Here is a 13,472-nt window from a genome sequence, read left to right on the forward strand (position 1 = left end):
CCCCGGAGCCGGACAGGGGCGGCCGCAGGCGCGCCGACAAGGTGGGCCGGGGGCGGCTGATGGCGGCGGCCAGGGCGGCGCGCACCGGGCACGACGCACCGGCCGCGCACGCAGCGCCGTACGCCGCTGCGGTCGCCAGCCTGGAGGCGCTGCTGCGCGAGCTGGACGGCACGCCGGCGCGCTGGGGCACGCCGGTGGTGCACGACTGGGACGTCCAGGGCACGGTCGCGCATCTGATCGCGGCGGACGAGCCGCTGGCCGAGCGGCTGGGGATGCTGCCGGTGACGCGGGCGGAGCCGGGCGGCACCGGGGACGCGGCGCCGTGGGAGGTGCGCTGGGCGGCGCGGACGGAAGAGGTGGTGGCGTACGAGCACACCCGGCCGCCCGCCGAGACGGCCGAGGCGTGGCGGACCCAGGCGCACGGCCTGCTGGACCTGCCGGAGGCCCGGGAGGAGGAGCCGGCGGCGCTGCCCACCGCGCTGATGGGGAAGCGGCTGCCGGTCGCCGACCACTACGTGATCCGCGCCTTCGAGACCTGGATCCACACCCGGGACATCGGGCGGGCGCTGGGGCCTGCCGTGCCCCCGCCGCCGCCCGTGCACCTGCGGCGGCTGGTGGCCCTCGCGGTACGCATCCTGGACCTGGCGCTGGGGGACGGGACCCGGCCGGTCCTGCTGGCGGTGGAGGGCGCGGCGGGCGGCGACTGGGTGCTGGGCCCGGCCGCCGAGCCGGTCGCCGCCGAGCTGGTGCTGGACGCGGTCGACCTGTGCCTGCTGGTGGGCGGCCGGCTCACGCCGCAGGAGGTGAGCCGGGGCCAGGCAGGCGACGCGGCCGCCGCTCAGCACGTGCTGGCGACGGCCGCGTCACTGGCCTGGTTGTGAGCCGGAGACCCCTGGGCGGGACCCAAGGCCCCCCGGCCCGGAACCGGGCTCCTTCTCACGAGGGAGAGGACACCACGGACTCGTGCGTCACTTGACCGGGGTGAAGTCCCGGGCACCGATGTACTCCGGGCGCCGCACCGGGGCCGCGAAGGGCTCCACGGCGGTGTTCTCCACGCTGTTGAACACGATGAAGACGTTGCTGCGCGGGTACGGCGTGATGTTGTCACCGGAACCGTGCATGGCGTTGCAGTCGAACCAGGTCGCCGAGCCGGCCTTGCCGGTGAACAGCTTGATGCCGTACTGGTCGGCGAGCTTGGTCAGCGCCTCGTCCGAGGGCGTGCCCGCGTCCTGCATCTGCAGCGACTTCTTGTAGTTGTCCAGCGGCGTCTCGCCCGCACAGCCCAGGAAGTACTTGTGCGAGCCAGGCATGATCATGAGGCCGCCGTTGGTGTCGTAGTTCTCGGTCAGCGCGATCGAGACGGACACCGTGCGCATGTTCGGCAGGCCGTCCTCGGCGTGCCAGGTCTCGAAGTCCGAGTGCCAGTAGAAGCCGGACGCACCGAAGCCCGGCTTGACGTTGATCCGGGACTGGTGGACGTAGACGTCCGAGCCGAGGATCTGACGGGCGCGCCCCACCACGCGCGGGTCGGCGACCAGCTTGGCGAACACCTCGCTGATCTTGTGCACCTCGAACACGGACCGGACCTTGTCCGACTTCGGCTCGACGATCGAGCGCGGGTCGGCCTTGATCTCGGGGTCATGGGTGAGCCGGTCCAGTTCGGCACGGTACACCGCGACCTCGTCCGCAGTGATCAGTTCCTCGATGGCGAAGAAGCCGTCGCGTTCGAAGTCGCTCAGCTCGGACGGCTGGAACGGGCCTGCCGCGCCGGGCTGCGACCACACCACCGGGTCCTGCCGCGGAGTGATGACCTCGGTCTTCCCGCGGGTCGGGTACAGGTCGGCGGTGCGCTCGGGTGCGGTGGTCATGGTGTTGCCTTCCTCTCCTCTCGTACGTGCCTTCCTCAACTGCCGGACGGGGCAGCGGGCCTGATTCCAGCGGCGTCAGCTCGCTTCGGGCTCGGTGAGCAGCGGGTACACGCCGTTCTCGTCGTGGTCCTCGCGACCGGTGACCGGCGGGTTGAAGACGCACACGCAACGGAAGTCCGTCTTCGGCCGCAGGGTGTGCTTCTCGTGGCCGTTGAGCAGGTACATCGTGCCGGGCTCGATCCAGTGCTTCTCCCCGGTCTCCCGGTTCTCGAGCTCTGCCTCGCCCTCTACGCACAGTACGGCCTCGATGTGGTTCGCGTACCACATGTCGGTCTCCGTGCCCGCGTAAAGGATGGTCTCGTGCAGCGAGAAGCCGACACCCTCCTTGGCGAGAACGATGCGCTTGCTCTCCCAGGTACCGGAAGCCGACTTGACGTGCCGGTCGGTGCCCTCGATGTCCTTGAACGAGCGAACGATCACGTGGTTGTGCCTTTCTGTTCTGCGGGTGGTGAGGTCCGAACGGAGGGGCCGGCCGTGCGGCCGGCCCCTCCGGGGTGCGTCCGTCAGACGCTGTCGCGGACCGCGCGGGCGAGGATGCGCAGACCCTCGTCCAGTTCCTCGGGGGTGGTGGTGAGCGCCGGCAGCAGCTTCACGACCTCGCTCTCCGGCCCCGAAGTCTCGATCAGCAGGCCCAGCTCGAAGGCCCGCTTGGAAATCTTGTTCGCCAGGCTCTTGTCGGCGAACTCCATGCCCCAGACCATGCCCCGGCCGCGGTAGTCCACGCCGGCGCGCGGGTGCTCCTCGGCGATGGCACGGAGGTGCGATTCGATGATCTCACCGCGGGCGATGGTCTGCTTCTCCATCTGGCCGTCGGCCCAGTAGGTGTCCAGGGTCGCGGCGGCGGTGACGAAGGCCGGGTTGTTGCCGCGGAAGGTGCCGTTGTGCTCGCCCGGCTCCCAGACGTCCAGCTCCGGCTTGAAGAGCGTGAGCGCCAGCGGCAGGCCGTAGCCGCTGATGGACTTGGAGACCGTGACGATGTCCGGCACGATGCCCGCCTCCTCGAAGGAGAAGAAGGCACCCGTGCGGCCGCAGCCCATCTGGATGTCGTCGACGATGAGCAGCATGTCGCGGCGGTGGCACAGGTCGGCCAGGGCACGCAGCCACTCGGGGCGCGCGACGTTGATGCCGCCCTCGCCCTGGACCGTCTCGACGATGACGGCCGCGGGGGTGTTCAGGCCGGAGCCCTGGTCCTCCAGCAGCCGCTCGAACCAGAGGAAGTCCGGGTAGCGGCCGTCGAGGTAGTGGTCGAACGGCATCGGGGTGCCGTGGACCAGCGGGATGCCGGCGCCGGCGCGCTTGAAGGCGTTGCCGGTGACCGCGAGGGAGCCCAGCGACATGCCGTGGAAGGCGTTGGTGAAGGACACGATCGACTCGCGGCCCTTGACCTTGCGGGCCAGTTTCAGCGCGGCCTCGACCGCGTTGGTGCCCGTCGGGCCCGGGAACATGACCTTGTACGGCAGGTCGCGCGGGCGCAGGATGATGTTCTGGAAGGACTCCAGGAACGCCCGCTTGGCCGTGGTGGACATGTCCAGGCCGTGCGTGACGCCGTCACGCTCGATGTAGTCGATCAGAGCCCGTTTGAGTACCGGGTTGTTGTGGCCGTAGTTCAGCGACCCGGCCCCGGCGAAGAAGTCGAGGTAGGCGTGGCCGTCCTCGTCGTACATGCGGCTGCCCTGGGCCCGGTCGAAGACGGTGGGCCAGCCGCGGCAGTAGCTCCGCACCTCGGATTCGACGGTCTCGAAGACGCTCAGGTCCGGCTGGGTGATGGTCACAGCATGCTCCTGGGAGATGTGGGGTGTGACGGAGAGGGAAGTCTTGGGGGTGGCTCAGCGCTGTCGCGGCGCGGGGGCGGCGAAGGGGCCGATGCGGTGCAGCACCTCGGGCTCGTGCCCCTCCTCGGGGAAGAGCCCGGCGTCGAAGAGGACCTCGCGCTCCACGGAGGCGCCGTGGCGCTCGGCGAAGGAGGCGAAGAGCCGGTTCGATGCGGTGTTGTCCGGTGAGATCGTGGTCTCGAGGCGAGTGACGCCCTGCTCCTGCGCGACGCGGCCGGCCAGGCCGTCCAGGAGAGCTGCGGCCAGTCCGCGGCCCCGGTGCGCGTCGTCGACGGCGACCTGCCAGACGACGAGGGTCTCGGGGCGGGCGGGCCGGATGTAGCCGGTGATGAAGGCGGCCGGCTCGCCCTCCGTGTCGCGGGCGACGACGGAGGTGGCGGCGAAGTCACGACACCACAGCAGGTAGCTGTAGGACGAGTTGAGGTCCAGCGTCCGGGAGTCCCGGGCTATGCGCCAGATGGCCGCCCCGTCCTCCACTCGCGGGGCATCGAGCTTGAAGCCCTCCGGCATTTCTCTGAATTCGCTTCGGGCACGTGCAAGGTCTGCTTGTGCGGCGGTCATGCGAATTAAATTTACCGAGGGAAATTGGAAAATGCATCGCGGGTTGGGGTTACGGAGACGGGGGGTTCTGTGTTATCGCGCGGGGGCGCACGTGCGCACGACTGGCCAGTGGGATGTCCCGGTTTGCCCGGTAATTACTGGGCAAAACGCCAAGCTTGTGTGGTCGGTCACATGTGCGTAACGACCGCGAGATCCGTCCGAATTACGGGCCTTGCGGGTCACCCGAATCGACGCGTTTGAGCTGCGGAAAAGCGGGCAGAAGAATACGGGAAGCTGCGCACCTGAAGAATTGGAAATTCCTGGGTAACAGGTGTACAGCAAGGAAAGCCCGGAGCGCCATGGGGTTTCCGTGATTCTTCCGCCGGGGCCGCCCCGTCCAGCGCGGCGCGCCCGGCTCGTACAGTGCGTGCATGAGTGAGAGCGCTGTGCTGCACATCAAGGGGAGGGTCCTGGCCGGGCCGGACGACGTACGCGAGGACCTGTGGGTCGTCGGCGGACGCGTCACCTACACCCGGCCGGCCGGGGCGCGGGACATCACGACCGTCGAGGGCTGGGCCCTGCCGGGCCTGGTCGACGCCCACTGCCACGTGGGCCTGGACGCGCACGGCGCGGTCGACGAGGCCACCAGCGAGAAGCAGGCGCTCACCGACCGGGAGGCGGGGACGCTGCTCATCCGGGACGCCGGCTCACCCGCCGACACCCGCTGGATCGACGACCGCGAGGACCTGCCGCGGATCATCCGCGCCGGGCGCCACATCGCGCGCACCCGCCGCTACATCCGCAACTACGCGCACGAGATCGAGCCCGAGGACCTGGTGGCGTACGTCGCCCAGGAGGCGCGGCGGGGCGACGGCTGGGTCAAGCTGGTCGGCGACTGGATCGACCGCGAGACCGGCGACCTGGCGGCGTGCTGGCCGCCCGGCGCGGTGGCCGCAGCGATCGCCGAGGCGCACCGGCTGGGGGCCCGCGTCACGGCCCACTGCTTCGCCGAGGAGTCCCTCGCGCCCCTCGTGGAGGCGGGCATCGACTGCATCGAGCACGCGACGGGCCTGACCGAGGAGACGATTCCGCTCTTCGCCGAGCGCGGCGTCGCGATCGTGCCCACGCTGGTGAACATCGCGACCTTCCCGCAGCTGGCGGCCGGCGGCGACGAGAAGTACCCGCGCTGGGCCGACCACATGCGGCGGCTGCACGAGCGGCGCTACGACACGGTACGGGCGGCGTACGACGCCGGGGTGCCGGTGTACGTCGGTACGGACGCGGGCGGCTCGCTGGCGCACGGGCTCGTCGCGCAGGAGGTCGGCGAGCTGGTCAAGGCCGGTATCCCGGCCGTCGAGGCGCTGTCGGCGACCGCCTGGGGTGCGCGGGAGTGGCTCGGGCGCCCCGGGCTCGGCGAGGGCGACCCTGCCGACCTCGTGGTGTACGAGGCGGATCCTCGGGAAGACGTACGGGTGCTCGGCTCGCCGCGGCGCGTGGTGCTGCGCGGGCGGGTGGTGAGCTGAGCGCCGCGGTGGCGGTTCCCGGTGACCGGCCGCGGCGCCGTCGTGGCCGGTCGCGCAGTTTCCCGCGCTCCTGCGGCGGGACGCTGCGCTCCCGCCCCGGGGGCGGACGCTAGGCGCGGTCCCCGGACGGGCCGGCTTCCGGACGGCTGCCGCGGGCCATCCAGGCCGCGACCACCGCGCCCGAGATGTTGTGCCAGACCGAGAAGACGGCAGCGGGGAGGGCGGCGGCGGGGCTGAAGTGGGCCGTGGCCAGGGAGGCGGCCAGGCCGGAGTTCTGCATGCCGACCTCGAAGGCCATGGCGCGGCTCGCCGGCCGGCCCAGCCGGGCCAGCGAGCCCGCCCCGTAGCCCAGGGCCAGGCCGAGCCCGTTGTGCAGGACCACGGCGAGCAGCACCAGCGCCGCGGCGTCCTTGATCTGCGCCGCGCTGCCCGCCACCACGACCAGCACGATCACCGCGATGGTCAGCGCCGAGAGCCAGGGCAGCACGCGCAGCAGCCGGGCGATGAAGCGGCCGGCGACCAGCCGGACCAGCAGGCCGGCCACGACCGGCAGCAGCACGGTCTTGAGGATGTCGGTCACCATCACCCCGGCGTCCACGTGCATGAACTGCCCGGCCAGCAGGTACGTCAGCGGCGGCGTCACGAAGGGCGCGACCACCGTGGAGACCGTGGCGACCGACACCGACAGGGCCACGTCGCCGCGCGCCAGGTAGGTCACGACGTTGGAGGCCGTACCGCTCGGGGCGCAGCCCACCAGGATCACGCCGGCCGCCAGCGCGGGCGGCAGGTCCAGCACGGTGGCGACCAGCCAGCCGAGCCCCGGCATGATCACGTAGTGCGCCACCAGGCCCAGACCGACCGCCCAGGGCCGCTTGGCGACGGCGGCGAAGTCCGGCACGGTCAGCGTGAGGCCCATCGAGAACATCACGACGCCGAGCAGCCACGGCACGGCCGGGGCCCAGCCGGTGAAGTGCGCAGGCCAGAACAGGCCGATCAGCCCGGCCACGATCACGAGCAGCGGGAAGAGCGTGACGGCGCGGCGCGCCGCGCGGTCGGACGCGGGGAGGTCGCCGGGTGCGGGCGGCGCGGACGCGGGCCCCTCGGGCGCTCCGGCCTTCTGGTTCGTCTGCTCGTTCGTCACGTCGGCACCTTACGGCGACCTTACGTGTACGCGGCAATGGGGTTCCGGATGGTGGACGCGTGCGGCGGCGGGTCACGGCCGGCCGCCGGTCTCCTCGCGCACCCGCTCCCCGCCCGGCCCAGCAGGGCCCGTGCCTCGCTGGAAGACGGCGTACAGCCACCACAGCGACGGCACCAGCAGCAGCGCGCCCACCGCCAGGCTGACCAGGCACGCGGTCAGCACGGACGGCTGTGCCGCCGCGTCCGCCACCGTGACGTCCGGCACGAGCATCGCCGGGTACTGCGCGGCGCCCCACGCCCACAGGATCAGCGCGACCGCCAGGGCGGCGAGCACCCGCGCGACGGCCGGGTGGCGGTGCAGCACGGCCAGCCCGGCCAGGCCCGCGCACGGGCTGAGCACCACCAGCGGCAGCGCCCGGTGCGTCAGCCCGTGGAACAGCTCCGGCGCGTCGGCGCGCAGCACCGCGATGCCGGCCAGCGCGACGGCCCCCGCCAGCAGCCCGCTCGCCAGCGCCCGGTGCCGGAACCACGCCACCAGCCGCGCGTCGCCCTCCCGCGCCGCGTCCGCGCAGAGGTACACCGCCGCCAGGTGCGCGCAGGTCAGCACGGCGAGGACGCCGCCCAGCGCGGAGGTCGGGTTGAGCCAGCCGGTGAGTACGTTCCCGGCGGCCAGGCCCGGCGGGACGCGGCCCGAGGCGACGCCGCCCGCCACCGTGCCCAGGAAGAACGGCGTGAGCACGGAGGAGAGCGCGAAGCAGCCGCCGAACAGCCGCTGCTGCCACAGCCCGGTGCTCGCCTTGCGGAACGCGAAGGCGGCGCCCCGTGCGATGATCCCCAGCGCCGCTAGGGTCAGCGGGATGTACAGCGTGGAGAGCACGGCCGCGAAGACGGGCGAGAAGCCGGACCACAGCAGCACGATCACGAAGATCAGCCAGACGTGGTTGGCCTCCCACACCGGCCCGATCGTGTGCTCGATCAGCGACCGGCGGGGCCTGCCGGGGCCGGCCCGCCCGGCCAGCAGGTCCCACAGGCCGGCCCCGAAGTCGGCGCCGCCGAAGAGCGCGTAACACGTCAGGCCCAGCCACATCACCGCGAGCAGGGTGTCGGCAAGCATCGGGTCCCCTCGGACGGCTCGGAACGGATCGGCGGCCGGGCCCATGCGGCCCGGCCGGGACGGCTCAGACGACCGGCGACTCCCGCACGTCGGCCTCCTGCGGAGCGACCGGCACCGGCCGTTCCCGGGCGAGCCGGCGCAGCACGTAGACCGTGGCCACCGTCATCGCCGCATACACGACCAGCAGCACCCACAGCCCGTGCATCAGGCCCGGCGCCGGGTTCACCGCCTCCCGTACGGTCATCACGCCCTGCACCACCCAGGGCTGGCGGCCCATCTCCGTGACGACCCAGCCGCACTCCAGGGCCACCACGGCGGCAGGCCCGGTGAGCACGGCCGCCCACAGGTACAGCCGCATGCCGGGCACCGCCAGGAGGCCCGCCGCGCCCGTGCGCCGCCGCCACCACCAGGCCACCGCCAGCAGCACCCCCATGGCCAGCAGGAACAGCCCGGCCGCCACCATCACGTCGAAGGCCAGATGGACGGCGGTGACGGCCGGCCACTGATGCCGCGGGACCTTGTCCAGGCCCTGGACGACGGTGTCGGGGGAGTAGCCCACGAGCAGCGACAGACCGCTGGGGATCTCCACCCCGTACCGCAGCCCGTCCGGGCCCGCGATCCCGCCGACGGTGAGCGGCACGTGGTCGCCGGTCCGGTACACGCCCTCCAGCGCCGCCAGCTTCACCGGCTGGTAGTCGGCGACGAAGCGGGCCGCCCAGTCGCCCACGACCAGCTGGAACGGGGTGACGACGGCGCCCAGCGACAGCGGCAGGAAGAAGCCCGTGCGGTGGTACCGGTCGTTCCGGCCGCGCAGCAGCGCCACCGCGTAGACGCTCGCGGTGAGGAAGCAGGCGACCATCAGGGCGGCCAGGATCATGTGCACCGTCTGCGGCGGCGCCGCCGGGTTGAGCATCGCGGCCCACGGGTCGACGGACGTCACGCGCCCGCCGCGCACCGTGAAGCCGCGCGGCTGGTTCATCCACGCGTTCGCGCACACCACGAAGAAGGCCGAGGCGATCCCGGCGATCACGATGGGCACGCCGGTCAGCAGGTGCTGCCGCGGCGTCATCCGGTCCCAGGCGTACAGGTAGATCCCCAGAAAGATCGCCTCGATGAAGAAGGCGATCCCCTCCAGCGCGAACGGCAGGCCGATGACCTGCCCGAACCGCCCCATCAGACCGGGCCAGAGCAGGCCCATCTCGAAGCTGAGGATGGTGCCCGAGACCGCGCCCACGGCGAAGAGCACGCCCATGCCGCGCGCCCAGCGCCGCGCGAGCAGCCGGACGGTCGGATCACCGGTGCGCCGGCCCCGCCACTCGGCCAGCAGCGTGAGCAGCGGCAGCCCGACCCCGAGACAGGCCACCACGATGTGCCAGGCGAGCGAGAAGCCCATCTGGGCGCGGGCCGCCGAGAGGTCGCCCGGCGTCGCCGCTCCGGCGAGCGGCAGGGCGTCGGGGAGGCGGGCTGCGACGGACACGGGGACCCCCAGGACGGCGGAACGGTGGGGCCGCAGTACCCGGGTCCGGTGCGGTGAAACGGACATACCGCCGACCGTGCGGAGCCGTCACCCGTCCGCCGCACGAGACCGGCCGGGCCGGGCCCCTCGGGGCGCCTTCCGGCGCGGGCTCCGCCCGTTCAGACCGTCTTCGCCAGCGCCGTCACGAACCGGTCGGTCGTCGCCCGGTCCCGCACCGCCAGCCGCAGCCAGTCCGTGCCCAGGCCCGGGAACGTGTCACCGCGCCGGACCGCGAACCCCAGCTCCCGCAGCCGCTCCCGGACGTCCGCCGCGCCCGCCAGCCGGACCAGCACGAACGGCCCGGCGGCCGGCCCCGCCACGGTGACGCCGGGGAACTCCGCCAGCCGCGCGACCAGGTACGCCCGGTCGGCCGCCGTCTGCGCCGCCGCCGCCTCCGCCTCCGCCAGCGCCTCCGGCGCGCAGCACGCCTCGGCGGCGGTCAGCGCGGGCGAGGAGACCGGCCACAGCGGCTGGGCCCGCTCCAGCGCCTCGATGATCTCCGGCGCGGCCAGTACGTAGCCGACCCGCAGCCCCGCCAGCCCCCAGGTCTTGGTGAGGCTGCGCAGCACCACCAGGCCCGGCAGGTCCGTACGGGAGGCCAGCGACTCCGCCTCGCCCGGCACCGCGTCCATGAACGCCTCGTCCACCACCAGCGTGCGCCCCGGCCGGGCCAGCGCCGCGACCGTCCCCGCGGGGTGCAGCACGGAGGTCGGGTTGGTCGGATTGCCGACCACGACCAGGTCGGCGTCGTCCGGCACCGCCGCCGGATCGAGCCGGAAGCCGTCCCGCTCGCCGAGCAGCACCCGGCCCACCTCGTGTCCGGCGTCCCGCAGGGCCGCCTCCGGCTCGGTGAACTGCGGGTGCACCACGACCGGCCGCTCGGCGCGCACGGCCCGCGCGAGCAGCACGAACGCCTCGGCGGCACCGGCCGTCAGCAGCACGTGGGAGGCCGGCAGCCCGTGCCGTGCCGCGACCGCCGCGCGGGCGGCGCTGCCGTCCGGATAGGCGGCCAGCCCGTCCAGCGACGCGGCGATCCGGGCCTTCAGCCACTCCGGCGGGGTGCCCGTACGGACGTTGACGGCGAGGTCCGTCAGGCCGGCGGCGGCGCCGCGCACCTCGGCGTCCCCGTGGTGGCGCAGGTCGGGGGTGGTGGTCACGGCGTCTCCTCGTACGAACGTGCGGATGTGCGATGTGCGGGCCCGACCGGCGCCGCGCGGCGGGCCACCGCGCAGGTCGCCCCGGCCGGGCCGCCGTCGGCGGGCGTCGACTTCCGTTTGGCGACGGCCAGCGCGGCGCCCGGCCCGGCGGCGGCCAGCGCGGCCGCCTCGGCGACGGCCGGCGTCCCCGTGGCGGCCAGCACCACACCGGACGGATGCGGCACCGGCACGGCGGCCAGCGTCCCGGCCGGGAAAGCGCGCAAGGGCACCCCCAGCCGCTCGGCGGCGGCCCGCAGGCCCGGCTCCCCGGCCCTGGCCTCCACCGTCGCCAGCGCGCACACGGCGGCGAGCGGCAGCCCGGCCGCCGCCAGCACCCCCGTGACCAGCGCGGTCACCTCGTCCGCCGGGACCCCGGGCCGCGCGCCCACCCCGACGACGAGGTCCCGGGCAGCAGTGTGCTCGGCGGTCATGGCGCGTCCTTTCGGCGGGACGGACGGAAGGGCGGGAAGGCGGAACTGGACATGCGGGACCGGCCGGGGATCAGTAAGCAGGTGACACGGGTACCGGGAGAGCCACCGGTCCGGGCCCGTCGGCGGAAGGGGCGACACAGTGCCAGTGGTCATCGCGGTCGGCGCGTTCCTGATGACCCTCGTCGGCGGCTGGGTCGCCCACCGGGTCACCGACCGCCGCCACCTCATCCTCGGCCTCGCCGGTGGCCTGATGCTCGGCGTCGTCGGCCTCGACCTGCTGCCGGAGGCCCTGGAGGCGGCCGACGTACGGCTCCTCGGGGTGCCCGCCGCGCTGCTCTGCTTCGTGCTGGGCTTCCTGGCCGCGCACGCCGCCGAACGCCTGCTGGCCGTACGGAAGGCCGCGCACGGCATGGACCCCGAGGAACGGGTGCCGCAGGTGGGGCTGACGGCCGCCGCCGCGATGGTCGTGCACAGCCTGATGGACGGCTTCGCGATCGGCGCCGCCTACCAGGTCGGCAGCGACATGGCGGTGGCCGTGGCGCTCGCCGTGATCGCCCACGACTTCGCCGACGGCTTCAACACGTACACCGTCGCCAGCCTCTACGGGAACGCCCGGCACAAGGCGCTGCTGCTGCTCGGCGCGGACGCGCTCGCCCCGCTCGTCGGCGCTGCGGCCACGCTCCTGGTCACCCTGCCGGAGCAGCCCCTCGGCTTCTACCTCGGATTCTTCGGCGGCGTCCTGCTCTACCTGGCGACCTCCGACATCCTGCCGGAGGCCCACCACGACCACCCCGCGCTGTCCACGCTGGGCTGTACGGCAGCCGGTGTGGGCTTCATGTGGCTGGTGGTCGGGCTGTCGGGCTGAGGCCATCAGGCACTTCCCGGCCACTCCGCGGCCCGGGCCGCCAGCCGGTGCGCGAGCGACGGCTCGGCCGCCCAGTGCACATGCAGGTACGAGGCGTGCACCCCGCCCCGCACGAAGCCCTCGGTACGCCGCTCGGGCCGCACGAACCCCCACGCCGGGCTCTCGCCCGTACCCGGCTCCAGGACCGTGCGGTGGAACTCGTGGCCGCGCACCCGCGTCCCGGCCGCCGCCAGCGCGCTGTCGCCGACCGCCACCGCCTCCCGGTAGCCCAGCGTCAGCCGCTCCGACATCCGCCCCTCGGCCGGCAGCACGCCGCACATGGGCCTGCCGTCCAGCGAACGGGACAGGTACAGCAGCCCCGCGCACTCAGCGGCGACCGGCGCGCCCGCCGCCGCCAGCCGCGCGACCTCCGCGCGCAGCGGCTCGTTCGCGGACAGCTCCGGCGCGTACACCTCGGGGAAGCCGCCGCCGATCACCAGACCGGCCGTGCCCGCCGGCAGCTTCTCGTCGCGCAGCGGGTCGAAGGTGACCACCTCCGCCCCGGCCGCCGTCAGCAGCTCGGCGTGCTCCGCGTACGAGAACGTGAAGGCGGCACCGCCCGCGACCGCGACCACAGGCCGGCCCGTTGCGGGCACCTCCGGCGCGCGCGGCTCCCAGGCCGGGCCGGTCAGCTCCGGCGCGCTGCGCGCCAGCGCCAGCAGCCCCTCCAGATCGCAGCCGGCCCGGATCTGCTCCGCCAGCGCGGCCACCGAGTCCACCGCCTCCGGCGCCCGCTCGGCGACCGGAACCAGCCCCAGGTGCCGGGCCGGCGTACTGACCCGCGGCGCGCGCCGCATGCAGCCCAGCACCGGCACGCCCGCGCCGCCCAGGGCCTCCCGCAGCAGCGCCTCGTGCCGGTCGGAGCCCACCTTGTTGAGGATCACCCCGGCGAGCCGCACCTCCGGGTCCCAGGACGCGAAGCCGTGCACCAGCGCCGCCACCGACCGGGACTGCGAGGACGCGTCCACGACGAGGACGACGGGCGCCCGCAGCAACTTGGCGACCTGCGCCGTCGAGCCCAGCTCGCCCATGCCGGACGCGCCGTCGAACATGCCCATCACGCCCTCGACCAGCGCCAGGTCGGCACCGGCGGCGCCGTGCAGGAACAGCGGCTCGATCAGCTCCGGGCCGCACAGGTACGCGTCGAGGTTGCGCCCCGGCCGGCCCGTGGCCAGCGCGTGGTAGCCCGGATCGATGTAGTCCGGGCCCACCTTGTGCGGGGACACCGCGAGACCGGCCTCGCGGAAGGCGGCCATCAGGCCGGTGGCGACGGTGGTCTTGCCGCTGCCCGAGGAGGGCGCGGCGATCACCAGGCGCGGGATGTTCACGACGTGCTGCCCTCTCCGGT

The 13,472-nt window shown here is 73.7% G+C and carries 13 protein-coding genes; 3 read left to right on the plus strand and 10 right to left on the minus strand.

Annotated features, from left to right (window positions below):
- A partial coding sequence (locus C3486_RS29725; protein WP_103835879.1) for a maleylpyruvate isomerase family mycothiol-dependent enzyme occupies positions 1–881 on the plus strand: 881 nt, incomplete at its 5' end.
- A gap of 87 nt (positions 882–968) precedes the next feature.
- On the opposite strand, the gene thpD is transcribed toward C3486_RS29725, so the two are convergent.
- From thpD to ectA, 4 genes are all read right to left on the minus strand, one after another.
- Positions 969–1,868: an ectoine hydroxylase gene (gene thpD, locus C3486_RS29730; protein ID WP_103835880.1), complete on the minus strand. Its 900-nt coding sequence runs from the start codon at positions 1,866–1,868 to the stop codon at positions 969–971.
- Positions 1,869–1,943: 75 nt separating this feature from the next.
- Positions 1,944–2,348: an ectoine synthase gene (locus C3486_RS29735; RefSeq protein ID WP_030619099.1), complete on the minus strand. Its 405-nt coding sequence runs from the start codon at positions 2,346–2,348 to the stop codon at positions 1,944–1,946.
- A gap of 83 nt (positions 2,349–2,431) precedes the next feature.
- Positions 2,432–3,700 carry a diaminobutyrate--2-oxoglutarate transaminase gene (gene ectB, locus C3486_RS29740; protein ID WP_103835881.1) on the minus strand — a complete coding sequence of 423 codons (1,269 nt, stop codon included), beginning with the start codon at positions 3,698–3,700 and terminating at the stop codon, positions 2,432–2,434.
- Between the two features lie 54 nt (positions 3,701–3,754).
- Positions 3,755–4,321, minus strand: coding sequence for a diaminobutyrate acetyltransferase (ectA, locus tag C3486_RS29745; protein WP_103835882.1), 567 nt, complete (start codon positions 4,319–4,321; stop codon positions 3,755–3,757).
- Between the two features lie 410 nt (positions 4,322–4,731).
- Here ectA and C3486_RS29750 point away from each other — a divergent pair, with 410 nt between their 5' ends.
- Positions 4,732–5,823, plus strand: coding sequence for an amidohydrolase family protein (locus C3486_RS29750; protein ID WP_181138745.1), 1,092 nt, complete (start codon positions 4,732–4,734; stop codon positions 5,821–5,823).
- A 109-nt stretch (positions 5,824–5,932) separates the two neighbouring features.
- Here the strand turns inward: C3486_RS29750 and C3486_RS29755 are convergent, their stop codons facing one another.
- From C3486_RS29755 to C3486_RS29775, 5 genes are all read right to left on the minus strand, one after another.
- Positions 5,933–6,964 carry a bile acid:sodium symporter family protein gene (locus C3486_RS29755; protein ID WP_103835884.1) on the minus strand — a complete coding sequence of 344 codons (1,032 nt, stop codon included), beginning with the start codon at positions 6,962–6,964 and terminating at the stop codon, positions 5,933–5,935.
- Between the two features lie 72 nt (positions 6,965–7,036).
- Positions 7,037–8,077 carry a cytochrome d ubiquinol oxidase subunit II gene (locus tag C3486_RS29760; protein WP_103835900.1) on the minus strand — a complete coding sequence of 347 codons (1,041 nt, stop codon included), beginning with the start codon at positions 8,075–8,077 and terminating at the stop codon, positions 7,037–7,039.
- 64 nt (positions 8,078–8,141) lie between these two features.
- Positions 8,142–9,554 (minus strand): cytochrome ubiquinol oxidase subunit I, encoded by a 1,413-nt coding sequence (locus tag C3486_RS29765; protein ID WP_258053066.1) that lies wholly within the window; start codon positions 9,552–9,554, stop codon positions 8,142–8,144.
- A 158-nt stretch (positions 9,555–9,712) separates the two neighbouring features.
- Positions 9,713–10,750 (minus strand): Rv2231c family pyridoxal phosphate-dependent protein CobC, encoded by a 1,038-nt coding sequence (cobC, locus tag C3486_RS29770; RefSeq protein ID WP_258053067.1) that lies wholly within the window; start codon positions 10,748–10,750, stop codon positions 9,713–9,715.
- Positions 10,747–11,220 (minus strand): cobalamin biosynthesis protein, encoded by a 474-nt coding sequence (locus C3486_RS29775; RefSeq protein ID WP_103835901.1) that lies wholly within the window; start codon positions 11,218–11,220, stop codon positions 10,747–10,749. Before C3486_RS29775 ends, cobC begins: the two co-directional genes overlap by 4 nt.
- Positions 11,221–11,392: 172 nt before the next feature.
- On the opposite strand from C3486_RS29775, the gene C3486_RS29780 reads away from it, so the two are divergent.
- Positions 11,393–12,085: a ZIP family metal transporter gene (locus tag C3486_RS29780; RefSeq protein ID WP_374936934.1), complete on the plus strand. Its 693-nt coding sequence runs from the start codon at positions 11,393–11,395 to the stop codon at positions 12,083–12,085.
- Positions 12,086–12,090: 5 nt separating this feature from the next.
- On the opposite strand, the gene C3486_RS29785 is transcribed toward C3486_RS29780, so the two are convergent.
- Positions 12,091–13,452 carry a cobyrinate a,c-diamide synthase gene (locus C3486_RS29785; RefSeq protein ID WP_103835887.1) on the minus strand — a complete coding sequence of 454 codons (1,362 nt, stop codon included), beginning with the start codon at positions 13,450–13,452 and terminating at the stop codon, positions 12,091–12,093.
- Positions 13,453–13,472 lie beyond the last annotated feature (20 nt).

Origin of the sequence: Streptomyces sp. Ru73, from assembly GCF_002920575.1 — a bacterium.
In the GTDB taxonomy this organism is placed as follows: domain Bacteria; phylum Actinomycetota; class Actinomycetes; order Streptomycetales; family Streptomycetaceae; genus Streptomyces.

Bases quoted from the DNA above. Each gene is read 5' to 3' on its own strand.
- thpD (WP_103835880.1), bottom strand. From the start codon at position 1,868: ATGACCACCGCACCCGAGCGCACCGCCGACCTGTACCCGACCCGCGGG.
- ectA (WP_103835882.1), bottom strand. From the start codon at position 4,321: ATGACCGCCGCACAAGCAGACCTTGCACGTGCCCGAAGCGAATTCAGA.
- C3486_RS29750 (WP_181138745.1), top strand. From the start codon at position 4,732: ATGAGTGAGAGCGCTGTGCTGCACATCAAGGGGAGGGTCCTGGCCGGG.
- C3486_RS29760 (WP_103835900.1), bottom strand. From the start codon at position 8,077: ATGCTTGCCGACACCCTGCTCGCGGTGATGTGGCTGGGCCTGACGTGT.
- C3486_RS29775 (WP_103835901.1), bottom strand. From the start codon at position 11,220: ATGACCGCCGAGCACACTGCTGCCCGGGACCTCGTCGTCGGGGTGGGC.
- C3486_RS29780 (WP_374936934.1), top strand. From the start codon at position 11,393: ATGACCCTCGTCGGCGGCTGGGTCGCCCACCGGGTCACCGACCGCCGC.